The sequence below is a fragment of the Kribbella sp. VKM Ac-2566 genome (assembly GCF_004366005.1).
Classification (GTDB): Bacteria; Actinomycetota; Actinomycetes; order Propionibacteriales; family Kribbellaceae; genus Kribbella; species Kribbella pratensis.
In genome coordinates, this window is sequence record NZ_SODT01000008.1 from 843,673 (window position 1) to 859,360 (window position 15,688).

Annotated in this window: 16 protein-coding genes; 6 read left to right on the forward strand and 10 right to left on the reverse strand. The window is 68.8% G+C overall.

What is annotated here, in order from left to right:
- Positions 1 to 210 precede the first annotated feature (210 nt).
- Together EV647_RS06925 and EV647_RS06930 are read left to right on the forward strand one after the other, a co-directional pair.
- Positions 211 to 873, forward strand: a complete 663-nt coding sequence (locus EV647_RS06925) for a response regulator transcription factor (protein WP_134000070.1) — start codon at positions 211 to 213, stop codon at positions 871 to 873.
- Between the two features lie 20 nt (positions 874 to 893).
- Positions 894 to 2,168 carry a cell wall metabolism sensor histidine kinase WalK gene (locus EV647_RS06930; protein ID WP_238177062.1) on the forward strand — a complete coding sequence of 425 codons (1,275 nt, stop codon included), beginning with the start codon at positions 894 to 896 and terminating at the stop codon, positions 2,166 to 2,168.
- A gap of 73 nt (positions 2,169 to 2,241) precedes the next feature.
- Here EV647_RS06930 and EV647_RS06935 read toward each other — a convergent pair whose 3' ends face one another.
- Together EV647_RS06935 and EV647_RS06940 are read right to left on the reverse strand one after the other, a co-directional pair.
- A complete protein-coding gene (locus EV647_RS06935; RefSeq protein ID WP_134000076.1) occupies positions 2,242 to 3,492 on the reverse strand; it encodes a DUF1501 domain-containing protein in 1,251 nt (416 codons plus the stop codon).
- A 7-nt stretch (positions 3,493 to 3,499) separates the two neighbouring features.
- The gene (locus EV647_RS06940; RefSeq protein WP_238177063.1) at positions 3,500 to 5,008 is read right to left on the reverse strand and encodes a DUF1800 family protein; all 1,509 of its coding nucleotides are present in this window, start codon (positions 5,006 to 5,008) and stop codon (positions 3,500 to 3,502) included.
- Between the two features lie 47 nt (positions 5,009 to 5,055).
- Here EV647_RS06940 and EV647_RS06945 point away from each other — a divergent pair, with 47 nt between their 5' ends.
- The 3 genes from EV647_RS06945 to EV647_RS06955 are packed head-to-tail and all read left to right on the forward strand — an operon-like array spanning position 5,056 to position 6,941.
- Positions 5,056 to 5,832, forward strand: a complete 777-nt coding sequence (locus EV647_RS06945; RefSeq protein WP_134000079.1) for a hypothetical protein — start codon at positions 5,056 to 5,058, stop codon at positions 5,830 to 5,832.
- 12 nt (positions 5,833 to 5,844) lie between these two features.
- Positions 5,845 to 6,504 carry an alpha/beta fold hydrolase gene (locus EV647_RS06950; RefSeq protein ID WP_134000082.1) on the forward strand — a complete coding sequence of 220 codons (660 nt, stop codon included), beginning with the start codon at positions 5,845 to 5,847 and terminating at the stop codon, positions 6,502 to 6,504.
- A gap of 17 nt (positions 6,505 to 6,521) precedes the next feature.
- On the forward strand, positions 6,522 to 6,941 hold the full coding sequence (locus EV647_RS06955; protein ID WP_134000085.1) for a PPOX class F420-dependent oxidoreductase: 420 nt from the start codon (positions 6,522 to 6,524) through the stop codon (positions 6,939 to 6,941).
- Between the two features lie 51 nt (positions 6,942 to 6,992).
- Here the strand turns inward: EV647_RS06955 and katG are convergent, their stop codons facing one another.
- Positions 6,993 to 9,200, reverse strand: coding sequence for a catalase/peroxidase HPI (katG, locus tag EV647_RS06960; protein ID WP_134000088.1), 2,208 nt, complete (start codon positions 9,198 to 9,200; stop codon positions 6,993 to 6,995).
- Positions 9,201 to 9,228: 28 nt separating this feature from the next.
- Positions 9,229 to 9,657 (reverse strand): Fur family transcriptional regulator, encoded by a 429-nt coding sequence (locus EV647_RS06965; RefSeq protein WP_134000091.1) that lies wholly within the window; start codon positions 9,655 to 9,657, stop codon positions 9,229 to 9,231.
- A gap of 116 nt (positions 9,658 to 9,773) precedes the next feature.
- On the opposite strand from EV647_RS06965, the gene EV647_RS06970 reads away from it, so the two are divergent.
- Positions 9,774 to 10,760: a GNAT family N-acetyltransferase gene (locus EV647_RS06970; protein ID WP_238175192.1), complete on the forward strand. Its 987-nt coding sequence runs from the start codon at positions 9,774 to 9,776 to the stop codon at positions 10,758 to 10,760.
- A 16-nt stretch (positions 10,761 to 10,776) separates the two neighbouring features.
- Here the strand turns inward: EV647_RS06970 and EV647_RS06975 are convergent, their stop codons facing one another.
- The 6 genes from EV647_RS06975 to EV647_RS07000 are packed head-to-tail and all read right to left on the reverse strand — an operon-like array spanning position 10,777 to position 15,416.
- On the reverse strand, positions 10,777 to 11,445 hold the full coding sequence (locus EV647_RS06975; protein WP_134000094.1) for a GNAT family N-acetyltransferase: 669 nt from the start codon (positions 11,443 to 11,445) through the stop codon (positions 10,777 to 10,779).
- Positions 11,445 to 12,374, reverse strand: coding sequence for a GTPase Era (gene era, locus EV647_RS06980; protein WP_133781230.1), 930 nt, complete (start codon positions 12,372 to 12,374; stop codon positions 11,445 to 11,447). The genes EV647_RS06975 and era overlap by 1 nt, the downstream gene beginning before the upstream one ends.
- The gene (locus tag EV647_RS06985) at positions 12,358 to 12,693 is read right to left on the reverse strand and encodes a cytidine deaminase (protein WP_134000097.1); all 336 of its coding nucleotides are present in this window, start codon (positions 12,691 to 12,693) and stop codon (positions 12,358 to 12,360) included. The genes era and EV647_RS06985 overlap by 17 nt, the downstream gene beginning before the upstream one ends.
- An 11-nt stretch (positions 12,694 to 12,704) precedes the next feature.
- Positions 12,705 to 14,009 carry a hemolysin family protein gene (locus EV647_RS06990; RefSeq protein ID WP_134000100.1) on the reverse strand — a complete coding sequence of 435 codons (1,305 nt, stop codon included), beginning with the start codon at positions 14,007 to 14,009 and terminating at the stop codon, positions 12,705 to 12,707.
- Positions 14,010 to 14,016: 7 nt separating this feature from the next.
- Positions 14,017 to 14,493: an rRNA maturation RNase YbeY gene (gene ybeY, locus EV647_RS06995; RefSeq protein WP_130380847.1), complete on the reverse strand. Its 477-nt coding sequence runs from the start codon at positions 14,491 to 14,493 to the stop codon at positions 14,017 to 14,019.
- A complete protein-coding gene (locus EV647_RS07000) occupies positions 14,490 to 15,416 on the reverse strand; it encodes a PhoH family protein (RefSeq protein ID WP_166679889.1) in 927 nt (308 codons plus the stop codon). Before EV647_RS07000 ends, ybeY begins: the two co-directional genes overlap by 4 nt.
- Positions 15,417 to 15,688: the final 272 nt, after the last annotated feature.

The window sequence follows — 15,688 nt, forward strand, 5'->3', positions numbered from 1 at the left end:
ACCGGCCTTAACAGGCCTCGCCGCGGCAGCGAAGGAGGAGAAACTGGTGCCGCATGATGCCGATGAGTCTATGCACAACTCCCCCGGCCCGTCGAACCGGGGATCTCGACCGGCGAGACACGGAGAGTTACGAGGTGCTCGCTGAGGATGTGCTGAGGATCCGCGTCGCGGGCTCGCGGGATGGTTCGCGGCCGGTGCGAGGATGGGCGGATGACGGCGCGAGTACTCGTGGTGGAGGACGCGGAACCGATCCGGACCGCCGTCGGGATCGCGCTGACGGAGGCGGGGTACGACGTACGGACGCAGCCTGACGGTGACGGGTTCGAACGGGAACTGGCGACGTACCGGCCGGATCTGGTGCTGCTGGATGTGATGCTGCCCGGGCGAGACGGGTTCGAACTGCTGGCGCTCGCCCGCGAGACGTCGAACGCCGGCGTGATCCTGCTGACCGCGCGCGACGCTGTTGGGGACCGTCTGCACGGGTTGCGGACCGGCGCGGACGACTACGTGGTGAAGCCGTTCGTCCTGGCCGAGCTGATCGCCCGCGTGGAGGCGGTGCTGCGCCGGATGGGACGGTTGCGGACCGTGCTGACGGTGGGCGATCTCGAGGTGGACGTCGAGGCGCAAGCGGTACGCCGGGCCGGGACGGCGATCGAGCTGACGGCGACCGAGTTCAAGCTGCTCGCGTTCCTGGCCGGACGGGACGGGAAGGTGGTCGGCAAGACGCAACTGCTGACCGCGGTCTGGGGGTACGACGACTATGCGGACAACCTGGTCGAGGTCTACGTCAGCGGTCTGCGCCGCAAACTGGAGGCGCACGGCCCGCGCCTGCTGCACACGGTCCGCGGCTCGGGGTACGTGTTGCGCGCATGAACCTGTCGCTGCGTGTGCGGGTGACGTTGACCGCTATCGCCGTACTGCTGGTGGTGCTGCCGATCACCGGGCTGGCGGTGAAGGCGGTGTTCGACGCGCAAGCCGAGCGCAGTCTCGACTCGCTGCTCACCGGGCGGGCGCAACTGGCACAGCAGCTCGCGCGGCAGAACGTTGCGCCAGGCAACTTGGTACGGCGGGTGGACGCGGACGGGGTCCGGGTGACACTGATCCTGCGCAACGGGCGGCAGCTCGGTGCCCCGCCGATCGGTCCGGGTGCGACCGTCCGGCAGGTGAAGGCAACGCTGCAGGCGGGCCAGCAGACGAAGGGCGCGACGTTGCTGTTGTCCGCGGACACCGGGTTGCTGGCCGACGCGAGTGCCCGATTGCGGAACGTTCTGCTGATCTCCGGCGGGCTGGCGATTCTGATCACCGCGCTCGCATTGGTGATCGGGATGCGGTTCGCGTTGGCACCGTTGGACGCGATGACGGGGTTGGCGCGGTCGATCGCGGCGGGACGGCGGGGCGGACGGTTGCAACCGTCGCGCGCGGACACCGAACTCGGCCGCACCGCAACCGCCTTCGACGAGATGCTCGATGCTCTCGAAGGCGCTGAGGGTGCGGCGCGGCGATCGGAAGACCGGATGCGGGAGTTCGTCGCCGATGCCGCACACGAGCTGCGCACTCCGGTCGCAGGTCTTCAAACCGCTGCCGAAACCCTGATCCAGCTAGGTCCGGAGGCGTCGCCCGCGCAACGTGAGGAACTCGAGCTGTTGTTGGTCCGCGAGTCCCGTCGCGCCGGCACGCTGGTCTCCGACCTCCTCGAACTCAGCCGCATCGACGCCGGGCTCCAGCTACACCTGGCACCTGTGGACCTCCGCGACCTCGCCGAGGCTCAGGCGGCTCGCCTTCGCTTGGTCGCACCCGATGTTCGCGTCGAGATCGTCGGCTCGGCGACCGTCACCGCCGACGCTGACCGGCTCACCCAGGTCCTCACCAACCTCGTCGACAACGCCCGCCAGGCCGGGGCCCACGCGCTGCGCATCACAGTTGCACCCACCGGCGTACTCGTCGAGGACGACGGTCCCGGCGTACCGCCGCCCGTCCGCGACCGCATCTTCGCCCGCCTCGTCCACGGCCCCGACAGCAAAGGCGCCGGTCTGGGCCTCGCAATCGCCCGCGGCGTAGCCCGAGCCCACGGCGGCGACCTGACCGTCACCAACCGCCCCGACGGCCACCAAGGCGCCGCCTTCCACCTCCACCTCCCACCCCTCGCCCCGCCACCTACCCCACGCTGAACCTGATCCCGCGGCCCCATTTGCCTCGCTGACCCAGCAAGTTGCGGTAGCGCGGAGCGCGGTCGGGCGGGGGTCAGGCTCGGAGGAGGCCGTTGATGGTGGTGGTGTGGTTGGCGAGGATTCGGGCGGGGTCGGCGCCTAGGACGTGCTGGAGGACTGTGGCGTAGACGTCACGGAAGTCCGTGGTGGACTTCAGGTCGCCGTTCGACAGGTCGGTCAGACTGGGCTGTTCGCCGTAGAAGCCGCCGGTCACCTTCTCGCCGAGGACGAGGACCGGGCCGGCCGTGCCGTGGTCGGTGCCGTCGCTGCCGTTCGCCTGCACCCGGCGCCCGAACTCCGAGTACACGAGGACGACCGCGTTCTTCCCCCGGTCGCTCCGCTGTAGCCGTTGCACGAACGGCGTCAGCGCACCGTCGAGCTCGGTCAGCAACCGCTGCTGGGTCCCGCGCTCGTCCGCATGCGTGTCGAAGCCGCCGAGCGACGCGGAGTACGCCCGCGTCGGCACTCCCGCCTCGATCAGCCCGGCGATCAGTTCGAGTTGCGCGCCAAGCTGCGAGGCACCGCCCGCGGACGCACCCTTCGTGCGCTCCTCGTCGTCCTCGTCCTCCTGCTCATGACCGCTCCGAACGGCCTTCCCCAGCACCTGCGCCGCGTTCTGCAGATCCTGCACCGACTTGGCCGCTCGCGCCTGCCAGGGGCCCTCGCCCGGACTCGGTTTGCCCAGCGCCGCGTACGCCGTACCCAACGCACCGCCCGGCAACGCCAACCCGCGCAAGGGCAGTGATGCCGCGGCCGTGGTCTCGCCGGCGAGTAAAGGCGGCAGGGTTGGCTCGACAGAGACTGCCCGCAGCGGGCCGGCTCCGGTCGCGTCCAGCCAGCGGCCGAGCCACCCGGTCGGTACCGGTGACTTCGGCGACGCCGTCTGCCAGATCGCCATCGACCGGAAATGACTGCGATCGGGCTCCGGATAACCGACGCCACGCACGATCGCGAGCCGCTTGCTGTCCCACAACCCCTTCAAGCCCTTCATCCCCGGATTCAGTCCGAGTCCGTCGCCGAGGTCGAGCACGTCGTTGCCCGCGTACGCCAGGTCCGGCCGAGCCTTCTGGTACGCCGGGTCCGCCGCGGGGACGACCGTGTTGAGTCCGTCGTTCCCGCCGTACAACGTGATCACGACCAGCACCGACTGATCACTCGGCAGCGGATCGTCGACGGCCGCGGCCATGAGGTCGGACCAGTTCACTTGAGTCGCCCCGGCCGCCAGTGCACCTGCCGCGGTCACCCCGCTGAGCGTCAGGAACCGTCGTCTCGTCAGATTGTCCACAATTCTCCTATCCGTTCACGACGTACTCAGGTGCGCACGCCGCCACCGCGGTCAGCTGCACTGGATCCTTCACACCGGCCAGCGCCGACCGGGTCCGCTGGGACCAACTGTCGACACCCAGCAGCGCGCCGACCGCGCTCACTCGATCGGTTGCGTTGTCGACAATCGACAGGTCGGCTTTCTTCGCCAGCTGCTGCGCGAGCTGCAGCCGCGTCACACCGGCCGACGTGGTCAGCCAGCTCGCACCGGCCGGCCACCCACCGACACTCGGCGGGCGGTACGGCAACTGGCCCATCCCCCGCAGCCCGGCGAGCAACTTGGTCTGCTCCTTCTCGGCCAGCTTCCCCGGCCGGACACCCAGCGCACGCAGCAACCCGACCGCCCACTCGACCGGCTGTTTCACCAGACTCGCCGCCGGATCCCGGAATCCCGCCTCCCCAACCATTGCCGTCAGCAACGACCTCACGTCCCGGCTGCCGCCGTACGCCGTACTCAGCCGGGCGACCGTCGCCGCATCGGGCGGCGTCGCCGACACCAACCGGAACCACAACCGCCCGATCACGAACGCGGCCGACGCGGGCTGCGCCAACGCGAGCGCCGCGAAATCCTTCGCGTCGAAGTCGCCGGTCCTGCCGAGCACCGTCTTCGTCCCGGAGTCGAACCGCCGGCGCTGGAACGTCGCGCCGTCTTCCCGCAGCACCCACCCGGTCAGGCAGCGCGCACCCTGCGCCACATCCGCTTCCTGGTAGTGGCCGATGCCCAGCGTGAACAGCTCCAGGAACTCGCGGGCCAGGTTCTCGTTCGGCGACCCCTTGCGATTTCGTTGACCATCCAGCCATCGGATCGTGGCATTGTCGACAATCATCGCCTGCGCCAGGTCGCCGAACCGGCCGAGGGCAAGACGGCGCTGGGTCTGGTTCTGCGCCAGCATCCAGGCGGCGTTGCGGACCTTCTGGTTGCTGGTCGCGAAGTGCCCGTGCCAGAACCAGGTCAGCCGCTCCCCCGCGGTCCGGCTCACGACCATCCGGTCGAGCCACCAGAGCGTCAACTTCCGTTCCTGCGCGGCCCGCTGCCGATTAGCAGCCTTCTTCGCCTCCGGATCCCGCTCCGCGCCTGAACTCCTCTCCCCGTCTGGGCTCCTCTCCCCGTCTGGGCTCCTCTCCCCGCCTGGGCTCCTCTCCGCGCCTGGAGTCGTCTCAGCGCCTGGGCCCTTCGCCGTATCCTGCCTCGGCTTCTTCCCGTCCTTGTCCTGCTTGTCCGGCTTCTTCGGCTTCGCCGGCGGTTCGAGGCCGGTCGGTACGGCGATCGCCGCCGCGGCCGCATCCGCGCCCGGACCGAGCAGGCGCCGTACCGTCGCGTCGACTCCGGCCTCCAGGTCGCCCGGCGCGGGGCCGAAGCCCAGCCGATCGTTCAGCCGCCGCACGACGGCTCTCTCACTGATCCCGGTCATGCTCCCGATCGTGTCCAGCGCACGCTCGCCGGGCCAGCATCCGGCGGCCTTCTTCAGCGGATCCACAGGTTCGAGTAGACAGCGTCTACCGAACTCGTGTAGACATTGTCTACGTGACTGCCCTAGGCCTGCTGACGGCTTCCGCCTGCTGCCACGCGGCCTGGAACCTGCTACTCAAACGCAGTGGCCTCGGCGGTCCGGCGTTCGTCTGGCTGTGCGGCCTGTTCACACTGCCCGTCTCGATCGTCCTGCTCGTTCGCGGCTCACTCACCCCGGCCTGGTGGGCCGGCGTGGTGAGCATGGCCCTGCACACGACGTACGCCGTCACGCTGCAGAAGGCCTACGCGCTAGGCGAGTTCTCGACCGTGTACCCGATCAGCCGGGGCACGGCGCCGGCGCTGGTCGCGATCGCCGCGATGCCGCCACATCCGCAGGTGTACGTCGGTGCAGCCTTGGTGCTGACCGGCGTACTCATCCTGGATCCGCCACGTTCACAGCGGCGCAGTGTCGCGCTCGGGCTGGCGGTGGCGGGATGTACGGCGGCGTACACGTTGTGGGACGCGTTTGCGGTCGAGTCATTGCAGGTCGACCTGCTCTCGTACCTGGCCGTTGCGAACGTGACGCAGATCGTCGTGTTGTCGACAATCGTCCACGACGTCCGCGGTGCGGTCCGGCACTGGCGGGCCGCCGTACCGATCGCGGTGTTGATGCCGGCCAGTTACGGGCTGGTGCTGCTGGCATTGTCGTTCGCGTCGGTCGGCACGGTGGCGGTCGGCCGGACGCTGAACGTCGTCCTCGGCGCACTGCTCGGCGCAGTCGTGCTCCGCGAGCGGCCGCGCGTCGCGGGACTGGTCGTCGTGGTGGCCGGCGTACTTCTGGTGAGTGTTTGAGGGGAGCGTTCAATGAGAGATCTGGTGTGTTTGCACGCAGGTACGAGTGGACCGTCGACCTGGGACCGCTTCGTGCCCGAGTTCGAGGCGTTGGGGTACCGGGTACATCGTCCGACGTTGCTGGGCCACGGGAACGCTCCGCGGCGCCGCCCGTACCGGCTCGACGACTTCCGCAAGCAGGTACTGGGTGAACTCGACGGCCTGGACCACCTGACGATTGTCGGCAATTCGCTCGGAGCGTTCGTGGCGAGCGCTGTCGCGATGGCGGACCCCGATCGCGTCGACCGCCTGGTCCTGGAAGAACTGCCGGTACCGCCACGGGACGCCGCGGACACCGCACCAACCACGCGCGCGACGCCGGGGCTAGCACTGCTAGCGGCCGGCTGGATGACCCGACGCAAGTGCGACCCGCTCCTCCTAAGAGACGTCATCGCGGACCTCCGCCGCCCGCAGCCAGGATGGTGGGCCGGATTGTCGACGATCCGATCGCCCACAATGCTCCTCGCGGGCGGCCCGAAGAGCCACCTGGACCAGTCCCGCTTCGAGCTGGTCGCCGATCTGATGCCATCGGCAACCATCACCACGATCGAGGCCGGTCACCGCATCCACACCCACGCACCCGAACGCTGGCTGGCCACGGTCCGGACGTTCCTTGCCTTCAAGAGCGCTTGAATTCCTAAGCTTGCGGCATGACGCAAACTCTCCTCGAGCGGATCGGGACCCACGGGCTCGGCGTGCTGGTCACGATCAAGCGGGACGGCCGGCCGCAGCTGTCCAATATCACCTATGTGTTCGACGGCGACCGCGTCCGGATCTCGCTCACCGACGGCCGCGCCAAGACCAAGAACCTGCGCCGAGACCCTCGCGCCAGCCTGTACGTCAACGGCCCGAACGGCCGCTCGTACGTCGTACTCGAGGGCAAGGCCGAGCTCAGCCCGATCGCCGCCGAGCCGTACGACGCGGTGGTCGAGGACCTCGTCGACTACTACCGGACCGCGTCCGGCGAACACCCCGACTGGGACGAGTACCGCGCGGTGATGGTGCAGGACAAGCGGTTGATGTTGTCGATGACCGTCGACCACGCCTACGGCATGCCGGCACCGTCCTGACCAAGGCTCCGGGGCCCGCCCCCTGAGGAGCGGGCCCCGGAACGCGGCACCTCAGCGCAGATCGAAGCGGTCGAGCTCCATGACCTTGGACCAGGCCGCGACGAAGTCCTTGACGAACTTCTCCTGGGCATCGGCGCTCGCGTAGACCTCGGACAGCGAGCGCAGCTGCGAGTTCGACCCGAAGATCAGGTCGGCCGCCGTCGCGGTCCACTTCAGCTCGCCGGTCGCGACATCGCGGATCTCGAACAGGTTCTCGTCGGACTCCGACGCCCGCCACTCGGATCCCGGTGCCAGCAGATTGACGAAGAAGTCGGTCGACAGGGTGTCCGTCCTGTCGGTGAAGACGCCGTGCTTCGCGTTGCCGACGTTCGCACCGAGCGCCCGGAGTCCGCCGACCAGAACGGTCATCTCCGGACTCGTGAGGGTCAGCAGGTACGCGCGGTCCAGCAGCAGGGTCTCCGGCGACAGCTTCTCCCCCGCCCGCAGGTAGTTCCGGAACCCGTCGGCCCGCGGCTCGAGGACGCCGAACGACTCGACGTCGGTCTGCTCCTGCGTCGCGTCGGTCCGGCCCGGGTGGAATGGAACGGTGACGTCCTGACCGGCGTTCTTGGCCGCCCGCTCGATCGCCGCGTTGCCGCCGAGCACGATCAGGTCGGCGAGCGACACGCGCTTGCCACCCGGCTGCGACGCGTTGAAGTCGTGCTGGATCCGCTCCAGGGTCTCGAGCACCTTCGCCAGCTCGGCCGGCTCGTTGCACTCCCAGCTGCGCTGCGGCTCGAGCCGGATCCGCGCGCCGTTCGCGCCGCCGCGTTTGTCGGTCCCGCGGAAGCTGGCCGCGGACGCCCACGCCGTGGACACCAGCTGCCGCACCGACAAGCCGGACCCGAGGACCTTCTCCTTGAGCGCCGCGATGTCGGCGTCGTCGATCAACTCGTGGTCGACCGCCGGCACCGGGTCCTGCCACAGCTGCGCCGACGGGACCCACGGACCGAGGAAGCGCGAGACCGGACCCATGTCGCGGTGCAGCAACTTGTACCAGGCCTTCGCGAACGCGAGCGCGAATTCGTCGGGGTTCTCGAAGAAGCGTCGCGAGATTGGGCCGTAGACCGGGTCGAACCGCAGTGCGAGGTCGGTCGTCAGCATCGTCGGGCGGTGCTTCTTCGAGGGGTCGTGCGCGTCCGGCACCGACTCCCCGGCGTCCTTCGCGACCCACTGCTTGGCGCCGGCCGGGCTCTCCGTCAGCTCCCATTCGTGGCCGAACAGGTTCTCGAAGAAGCCGTTGCCCCACCGGGTCGGCGTATTCGTCCAGGTCACCTCGAGTCCACTGGTGATCGCGTCGCCGGCCTTGCCGGTGCCGTAGCTGCTCGCCCAGCCGAGCCCTTGGGCCTCGAGCGGCGCCGCCTCGGGCTCCGGACCGACGCTCTCCGCGGGTCCGGCGCCGTGGGTCTTGCCGAACGTGTGCCCGCCGGCGATCAGCGCGACGGTCTCCTCGTCGTTCATCGCCATCCGGCCGAACGTCTCGCGGATGTCGCGGGCCGCGGCCAGCGGGTCCGGGTTGCCGTTCGGGCCTTCCGGGTTCACGTAGATGAGGCCCATCTGGACCGCACCGAGCGGCCCACCCAGCTCGCGGTCGCCGCTGTACCGCTCGTCGCCGAGCCAGGTGTCTTCCGGACCCCAGTAGATCTCCTCCGGCTCCCAGACGTCCTCCCGTCCGAACCCGAAGCCGAAGGTCTTGAAGCCCATGTCCTCGAGGGCCACGTTGCCGGCCAGGACGAGCAGGTCGGCCCACGAGATCTTCCGGCCGTACTTCTGCTTCACCGGCCAGAGCAGCCGTCGGGCCTTGTCCAGGTTCGCGTTGTCAGGCCAGCTGTTCAGCGGCGCGAACCGCTGCGCCCCGTCGCCGGCGCCGCCGCGGCCGTCCTCGATCCGGTACGTGCCGGCCGCGTGCCAGCTCATCCGGATGAACAGCGGTCCGTAGTGCCCGAAGTCCGCGGGCCACCAGTCCTGCGACGTCCGCATCACCTCGACGAGATCGCGCTTGAGCTCGTCGACGTCGAGCTTGCTGAACTCCTCGGCGTAGTCGAAGTCCTCCTCCATCGGATTCGACTTCGCCGCGTGCGGGTGCAGGATCGTCAGGTCCAGCTGGTTCGGCCACCAGTCCCGGTTGGTGCGCGGCCGGCTGACCGTCGGCTCCGGGGAGTCGATGGCAGGGTTCTCGCTCTCACTGCCGTGCTGGGTAACGCCGGGTGTGTCGGACATGCTCAACCTCTCGATGCGATTGCTGATGTCAGGAAGTGCCGGCGGCGCACGTGGGGCACAGACCCCAGTACACGACCTCGGCCTCGTCGACGACGAAACCCTGGTCGTCGGACGCGGTGAGGCAGGGTGCGTGCCCGACCGCGCAGTCGACGTCGACGATGGCGCCGCAGGACCGGCAGACCAGGTGGTGGTGGTTGTCCCCCACCCGCGCCTCGTAACGGGCCACCGACCCGGCCGGCTGGATCCGCCGGACCAGCCCGGCGTCGGCCAGTGCGCGGAGTACGTCGTACACCGCTTGATGGGACACGTCGGGCAACTCGTCGCGGGTGGCCCGGATGATCCCGTCGGTGTCGGCATGCGGATGCTGGTGCACGGCTCGCAGTACCGCCATCCGGGGACGGGTGACCCGGAGCGCGGCCGTCCGTAGCACCTGCTCGAGTTCGGACTCGATGGCCACGTTTGCGAGTCTTCTCCGCAGTCTGGAATCAGTCAAGAGTGCCGCGATTGCGGTGTGTCGCGTCTACCGGCGATAAACCAGTCGCCAGAACGGGCGTCTCGGTGGACCCTGAGGGCGTGGAGATCACCGAACTGTCAGCCGACGACGAGGTCGGATGCGCGGAAGCCGTCGCCGTGGACTCGGCCGGTTGGAAGCTGGACCGCCCCGAGATGCTGCAGCACACGCCGCGGAGTTTCGCGAACATGCTGCGCTACGGCTGGGACCTGGTCCCGCCCAAGGCCTACCTGGCCCGCGAGGACGGGACGCCGGTCGGCCTGCTCACGGTCAACGTGCCGAAGCACGAGAACACCAACCAGACCTGGATCGACGTCAAGGTCCATCCCGATCACCGCGGCCGCGGCATCGGGTCGGCGCTGGTCGGGTACGGCGAGAACCTGACCCGCGAACTCGGCCGGAACGTGGTCGGCTTCGGCGGACTCGACCTGCCGAAGGCGGAGGCGTTCGCCCAGCGGCACGGGTTCGAGCAGAAGGCGATCGAGGTCAACCGGCGCCAGGAGCTGGCCGGGCTGGACTGGGGCATCGTCCAGCGGCTGTACGACGAGGCGGTGGCGGCGTCGTCGGCGTACGAGCTGGTGAAGTTCACGGGGTCGCTGCCGGAGGACATGCTGGACGGCATGGTCGCGGTGACCGAGTCGATCAACGACGCGCCGAAGGACGATCTCGACGTCGACGACGACGTGTACAGCCCGGAGCGGATCCGGGCGTACGAGGAGGCCCAGGCGAAGAGCGACCACACCCTCTACCGGGTGGTCGCCCGGAAGAAGGACACCGGCGAACTGGCCGGCCACACGGTCGTCGCGGTCGAGCAGGAGCGCCCGCACATCGGCGAGCAGCATGACACCGCGGTGTCGCGCGACCATCGCGGTCACCGCCTCGGAGCGCTGCTCAAGTCCGCGATGCTGCTCTGGCTGCGCGACGAAGAGCCGGCGCTGACCCAGATCGACACCTGGAACGCCGAGTCCAACAACCACATGATCGGCATCAACGAGCAGCTCAACTACAAGATCGTCTCCCGCTTCCTGATCTACCAGAAGCCGCTCTAGTCGTCCCCGAGGTGAGCTAGACGGGCTCGAGGACCGTCACCTTCATTTCGTTGGTGAGGGTGAAGCCGAGGGAGTTGTAGAGGCGGATCGCGTTGGTGTTGCCGCCGCCGGTGTGCAGGAACGGAGTCTGGCCGGCTGCGGTGATCTGCGCGGCGACCGCGCGGATCAGCCGGCTGGCGAGACCTTGGCCCTGGTACGACGGATGCGTGCAGACCGCGCTGATCTCGGTGTATCCGGGGAGCGCGAACCGCGTACCGGCCATTGCGATCAGCTCGCCGTCGCGGCGTACACCGACGTACGTGCCGAGCTCGATCGTGCGGCTCCGGAACGGGCCGGGATCGGTAAGCGCGACGAGCGAGAGCATCTCGGGTACGTCGTCGACGCCGAGGACGACCGCCTCCGGATCAGCGGCCGGCAGCGACTCCGGCGCGACGAACTGGACCAGATCGATCTCCAGCTCCACCTTGAAGCTGTCCGGCACCGCGAGAGCCGGGCGCATCAGCGCACCGGTCGTACCGGACCCGAGCAGGGCGGCCGCGTCGGCCCAGTCCTGCTCGGCCGGTACGTCGGGCAGCGCGAGGAACGGCGCCATCGCGGGCGGATAACGCCGGACGTTGCCGCGGCTCTCGGCGAACGGGGCGTGCACGCCGGTCAGAGCGGCGTACACGGGATTGCGCAGGTTCATCAGAACCCTAGTTTGCGCAGGTTCTTCGCGTCTGTCTGCCAGTTTTTCGCGATCTTGACGTGCAGGTCGAGGTACACCGGCGTACCGAGCAGCGCCTCGATCTGCCGCCGGGCCGCCGCGCCGACCTCGCGCAGCCGGGCGCCTTTGTGGCCAATCACAATGCCCTTCTGGCTCTCCCGCTCCAGGAAGATGTTCGCGTACACGTCCAGCAGCGGCTTGTCCTCCGGCCGGTCCTCGCGCAGCCCCATCTCGTCGATCGTCACCGCGATCGAGTGCGGAAGCTCGTCACGGACACCCTCGAGCGCCGCCTCGCGGATCAGCTCCGCGACCAGCGTCTCCTCCGGTTCGTCCGTGATGTCACCGTCGGGGTACAGCGGAAAACCGGAAGGCAGCAGCTTCACGAGCTCGTCGGCGACCAGGTCGACCTGGTACCCGGACGTCGCGGACACCGGCACGATCGACGCCCACTCGATGCCGGACGACTCGCCGAGCGCCTGGATGTCGGCCAGGTGCTCGACCATCCGCTCGGGTTCGACGAGGTCGGCCTTGGTGGCGAGCGCGACCTTCGGCGTCTTCGCGACCTTCGCCGCCTCGGCCGCCAGGAAGCGGTCACCCGGGCCGATCTTGTCACTGGCCGGCAGACAGACCGCGATCACGTCGACCTCGGCCCAGGTGGTCTTCACGAGGTCGTTCAGCCGCTCGCCGAGCAGGGTGCGGGGTTTGTGCAGACCGGGTGTGTCCACCAGGATCAGCTGTGCATCGGGCCGGTGCACGATCCCGCGGACCGCGTGCCGCGTGGTCTGCGGCTTCGACGACGTGATGACGATTTTCTTGCCCACCAGGGCGTTGGTGAGGGTGGACTTGCCCGCGTTCGGCCGGCCGACGAAGCAGGCGAAACCCGCTTTGAAGTTCTCAGGTGTGGACGACATCGCGGACCTCTCCAGTGCCAAGGGCAAGTACTACGGGAATGTTGGCGCCGGCGAAGTGCCGTACGACGCCCACATCGGCGGATTCGGACTCGGTGACCACGGCGGCCGCCTCGAGACCCTTCACCCCGGACGCGAGCGCCATCGCCACCGCCAGCTGCAGCGCGGTCAGCTCGACCGTGTCGAGGGCGACCGTGCAGGCGGAGTACGTCCGCCCGTCGGAGTCCCGTACGGCGGCTCCTTCAGCGGCCCGCGTCCGTGCACGGGCAGCGCGGGCGAGCGTGACGAGTTTGGCGTCCTCCGCCGAAAGGTCTGACAACAAGAGCTCCTAGGTCAGGCGTGTTGGTGGTTCTGGTCCTGCGGCGCGGGAGTCGGCTCCTCGCGCCGTACGAGAACCGTACCTACCTGGTTGCGGCGGCCGGACGGCCGCTCCGCGGTCAGCGACAGACCTTCGATCCCCACCTCGGCCCCGGGGATCGGAACCTTGCCGAGCAGCTTGGCCATCAGGCCGCCGACGGTGTCGACGTCGTCGTCGTCCAGCGGTACGCCGAACAGCTCGCCCAGCTCGTCGATCGGCAACCGGCTCGACACCCGGTAGGCGCCGTCGGACAGTTGCTGCACCGAGTCCGGGTCCTCGTCGTACTCGTCGGTGATCTCGCCGACGATCTCCTCCAGGATGTCCTCGATGGTGACCAGGCCGGCCGTTCCGCCGTACTCGTCGACGACGATCGCGACGTGCATCCGGGCCGCCTGCATCTCCCGGAGCAGCTCGTCGACCGGCTTGGAGTCCGGGATGTACATGCACCGCCGCATCACCGACTCGACCCGCTCGGTCGACTCGGCCTGGGCGTTGTCGTACACCCGGCGCATCACGTCCTTGAGGTAGACGACGCCGACGATGTCGTCGAGCGACTCGCCGATCACCGGGATCCGCGAGTACCCGGAGCGCAGCGCCAGCGACGTGAGCTGGCGGAGCTTCTTGTGCCGCTCGATGTAGACCATGTCCGTGCGCGGGACCATCACCTCGCGGACGATGGTGTCGCCGAGCTCGAACACCGAGTGGATCATCTGCCGCTCGCCGGACTCGATCACCGCGGACTTCTCCGCGTAGTCGACCAGCGCCCGCAGCTCGGCCTCGGTCGCGAACGGGCCCTCGGCGAACCCCTTGCCAGGGGTCAGCGCGTTACCGATCAGGATCAGGAACTTCGGCAGCGGCCCGAGGACCCGGGTCAGCGCCATCACCGGGCCGGCCGACATGATCGCGAACCGGTCCGAGTGCTGCCGGCCGAGCGTCCGCGGCGCGACCCCGATGATCACGTACGAGATCAGCACCATCACCACGGCCGTGATCAGCACGTGCTGCCAGGTCACCTCGAGGACGCCGGACAGCGCCTGGGTGACCAGCACGATCGCCGTGATCTCGCAGATCAGCCGGAGCAGGAGCAGCGAGTTCAGGTACCGCGGGGCGTCGGACAGCAGGTCGCGCAGCCGGACCGCCCGCAGGTTGCCCAGCTCGACCTGCTCGTTCGCCCGCACCTTCGAGTACGACGACAGCGCAGCCTCGGCCCCGGCGAGCAGCCCGGCCAGCAGAACGAGCACCACAGCCACAACCAGAAGAACAAGGTCGTGGGAAGTCATCTCGGTATCACGCCTCTAGCCGGTTTCCAGGTGCGCGCCATGCTTCCAGCAGGCGGCCCTGGACGTCCCACATCTCCGCTTTCTCGGCGGGTTCGGCATGGTCGTACCCGAGCAGGTGCAGGATGCCGTGCACCGTCAGCAGCTCCAGCTCCGCCCAGGTGCCGTGACCGGCCTTCGCGCCCTGCGCGGCGGCGACCGTCGGGCACAGCGCGATGTCGCCGAGGTGCCCGAGCGGCAGGTCCTCGTCGGCGTCGCCGTCGGAACCCGGCCGCAGCTCGTCCATCGGCCACGACATCACGTCGGTCGGACCCGGCAGGTCCAGGAACTCGACGTGATATCGCGCCATGGTGTCCTCGTCGACCAGCTTGATCGACAGTTCACACTCCGGGTGCAGCCGCAGCGACGACAGCACGAACCGGCTGAGCCGCATCAGTCCGTGTGCGTCGATCTCGACCCCGGACTCGTTGTTGACCTCGACGTTCATCGGTGGTTGTCAGCACTACCTTCATAGTTTTCGTACGCCGAGACGATCCGGCCGACCAGCTTGTGCCGAACCACGTCGTGCGAGGTGAGCCGGCAGAACGTCAGGTCCTGGACGCCTTCGAGGATGTCCTGCACGACCCGCAGCCCGGAATGGGTCCCGTTCGGCAGGTCGACCTGGGTGACGTCGCCGGTGACGACCATCTTGGAGCCGAACCCGAGCCGGGTGAGGAACATCTTCATCTGCTCCGGCGAGGTGTTCTGCGCCTCGTCCAGGATGATGTAGGCGTCGTTCAGCGTCCGGCCGCGCATGTAGGCCAGCGGCGCGATCTCGATCGTGCCGGCGGTCATCAGCCGCGGGATGGACTCCGGGTCGAGCATGTCGTGCAGGGCGTCGTACAGCGGCCGCAGGTACGGGTCGATCTTCTCCGACAGGGTGCCGGGCAGGAACCCGAGCCGCTCACCGGCCTCGACGGCCGGCCGGGTCAGGATGATCCGGTTGACCTCCTTGGCCTGCAGCGCCTGAACCGCCTTGGCGACCGCCAGGTAGGTCTTGCCGGTACCGGCCGGGCCGATCCCGAACACGATCGTGTTCTTGTCGATGGCGTCGACGTACCGCTTCTGGTTCAGCGTCTTCGGGCGGATCGTGCGGCCGCGGCTGGACAGGATGTTCTGTGTCAGCACGTCGGCCGGGCTCTCGGCCGTGGCCTGCTTGATCATCGCGATACTGCGCTCGACCGAGTCGGCGGTCAGCCCGTGCCCGGTGCGGATCACGGCGATCAGCTCGTCGATCAGCCGCTCGGCCAGGGCCAGCTCGGCCGGCTCGCCGTTCAGCGTGATCTCGTTGCCGCGGACCATGATGTCGGCGGCGAACTCCTTCTCGACGATGCGGAGGAACTCGTCCCGGGCTCCGAGCAGGGCCACCATGTCGATGCTGTTCGGCACGACGATCTTGTGCGACGCCTGCGTGCTGGCGGCTGCGCCTGGAACTGTGCCGTTCGGGCGCGCCTCCGGTTCGATACTGCGTGGCCTGGACAGCCTGTTCCCTCCTGATGCCGATGAAGTGGTCCACCCATGCTAGCCGTCCCGCCCGACACCCTCACTCGTAATTCGCCGGGACACGCTTCCCGGGCGCCGCTCGGGTGGCTTCACCGGCGTCGCCCCGGCGGCGGCGTTCGGGCTCAGGACACCGGCGAGGC

Bases quoted from the DNA above. Each gene is read 5' to 3' on its own strand.
- EV647_RS06925 (WP_134000070.1), top strand. From the start codon at position 211: ATGACGGCGCGAGTACTCGTGGTGGAGGACGCGGAACCGATCCGGACC.
- EV647_RS06950 (WP_134000082.1), top strand. From the start codon at position 5,845: ATGAGAGATCTGGTGTGTTTGCACGCAGGTACGAGTGGACCGTCGACC.
- EV647_RS06955 (WP_134000085.1), top strand. From the start codon at position 6,522: ATGACGCAAACTCTCCTCGAGCGGATCGGGACCCACGGGCTCGGCGTG.
- katG (WP_134000088.1), bottom strand. From the start codon at position 9,200: ATGTCCGACACACCCGGCGTTACCCAGCACGGCAGTGAGAGCGAGAAC.
- EV647_RS06975 (WP_134000094.1), bottom strand. From the start codon at position 11,445: ATGAACCTGCGCAATCCCGTGTACGCCGCTCTGACCGGCGTGCACGCC.
- era (WP_133781230.1), bottom strand. From the start codon at position 12,374: ATGTCGTCCACACCTGAGAACTTCAAAGCGGGTTTCGCCTGCTTCGTC.
- EV647_RS06990 (WP_134000100.1), bottom strand. From the start codon at position 14,009: ATGACTTCCCACGACCTTGTTCTTCTGGTTGTGGCTGTGGTGCTCGTT.
- ybeY (WP_130380847.1), bottom strand. From the start codon at position 14,493: ATGAACGTCGAGGTCAACAACGAGTCCGGGGTCGAGATCGACGCACAC.
- EV647_RS07000 (WP_166679889.1), bottom strand. From the start codon at position 15,416: ATGGTGGCCCTGCTCGGAGCCCGGGACGAGTTCCTCCGCATCGTCGAG.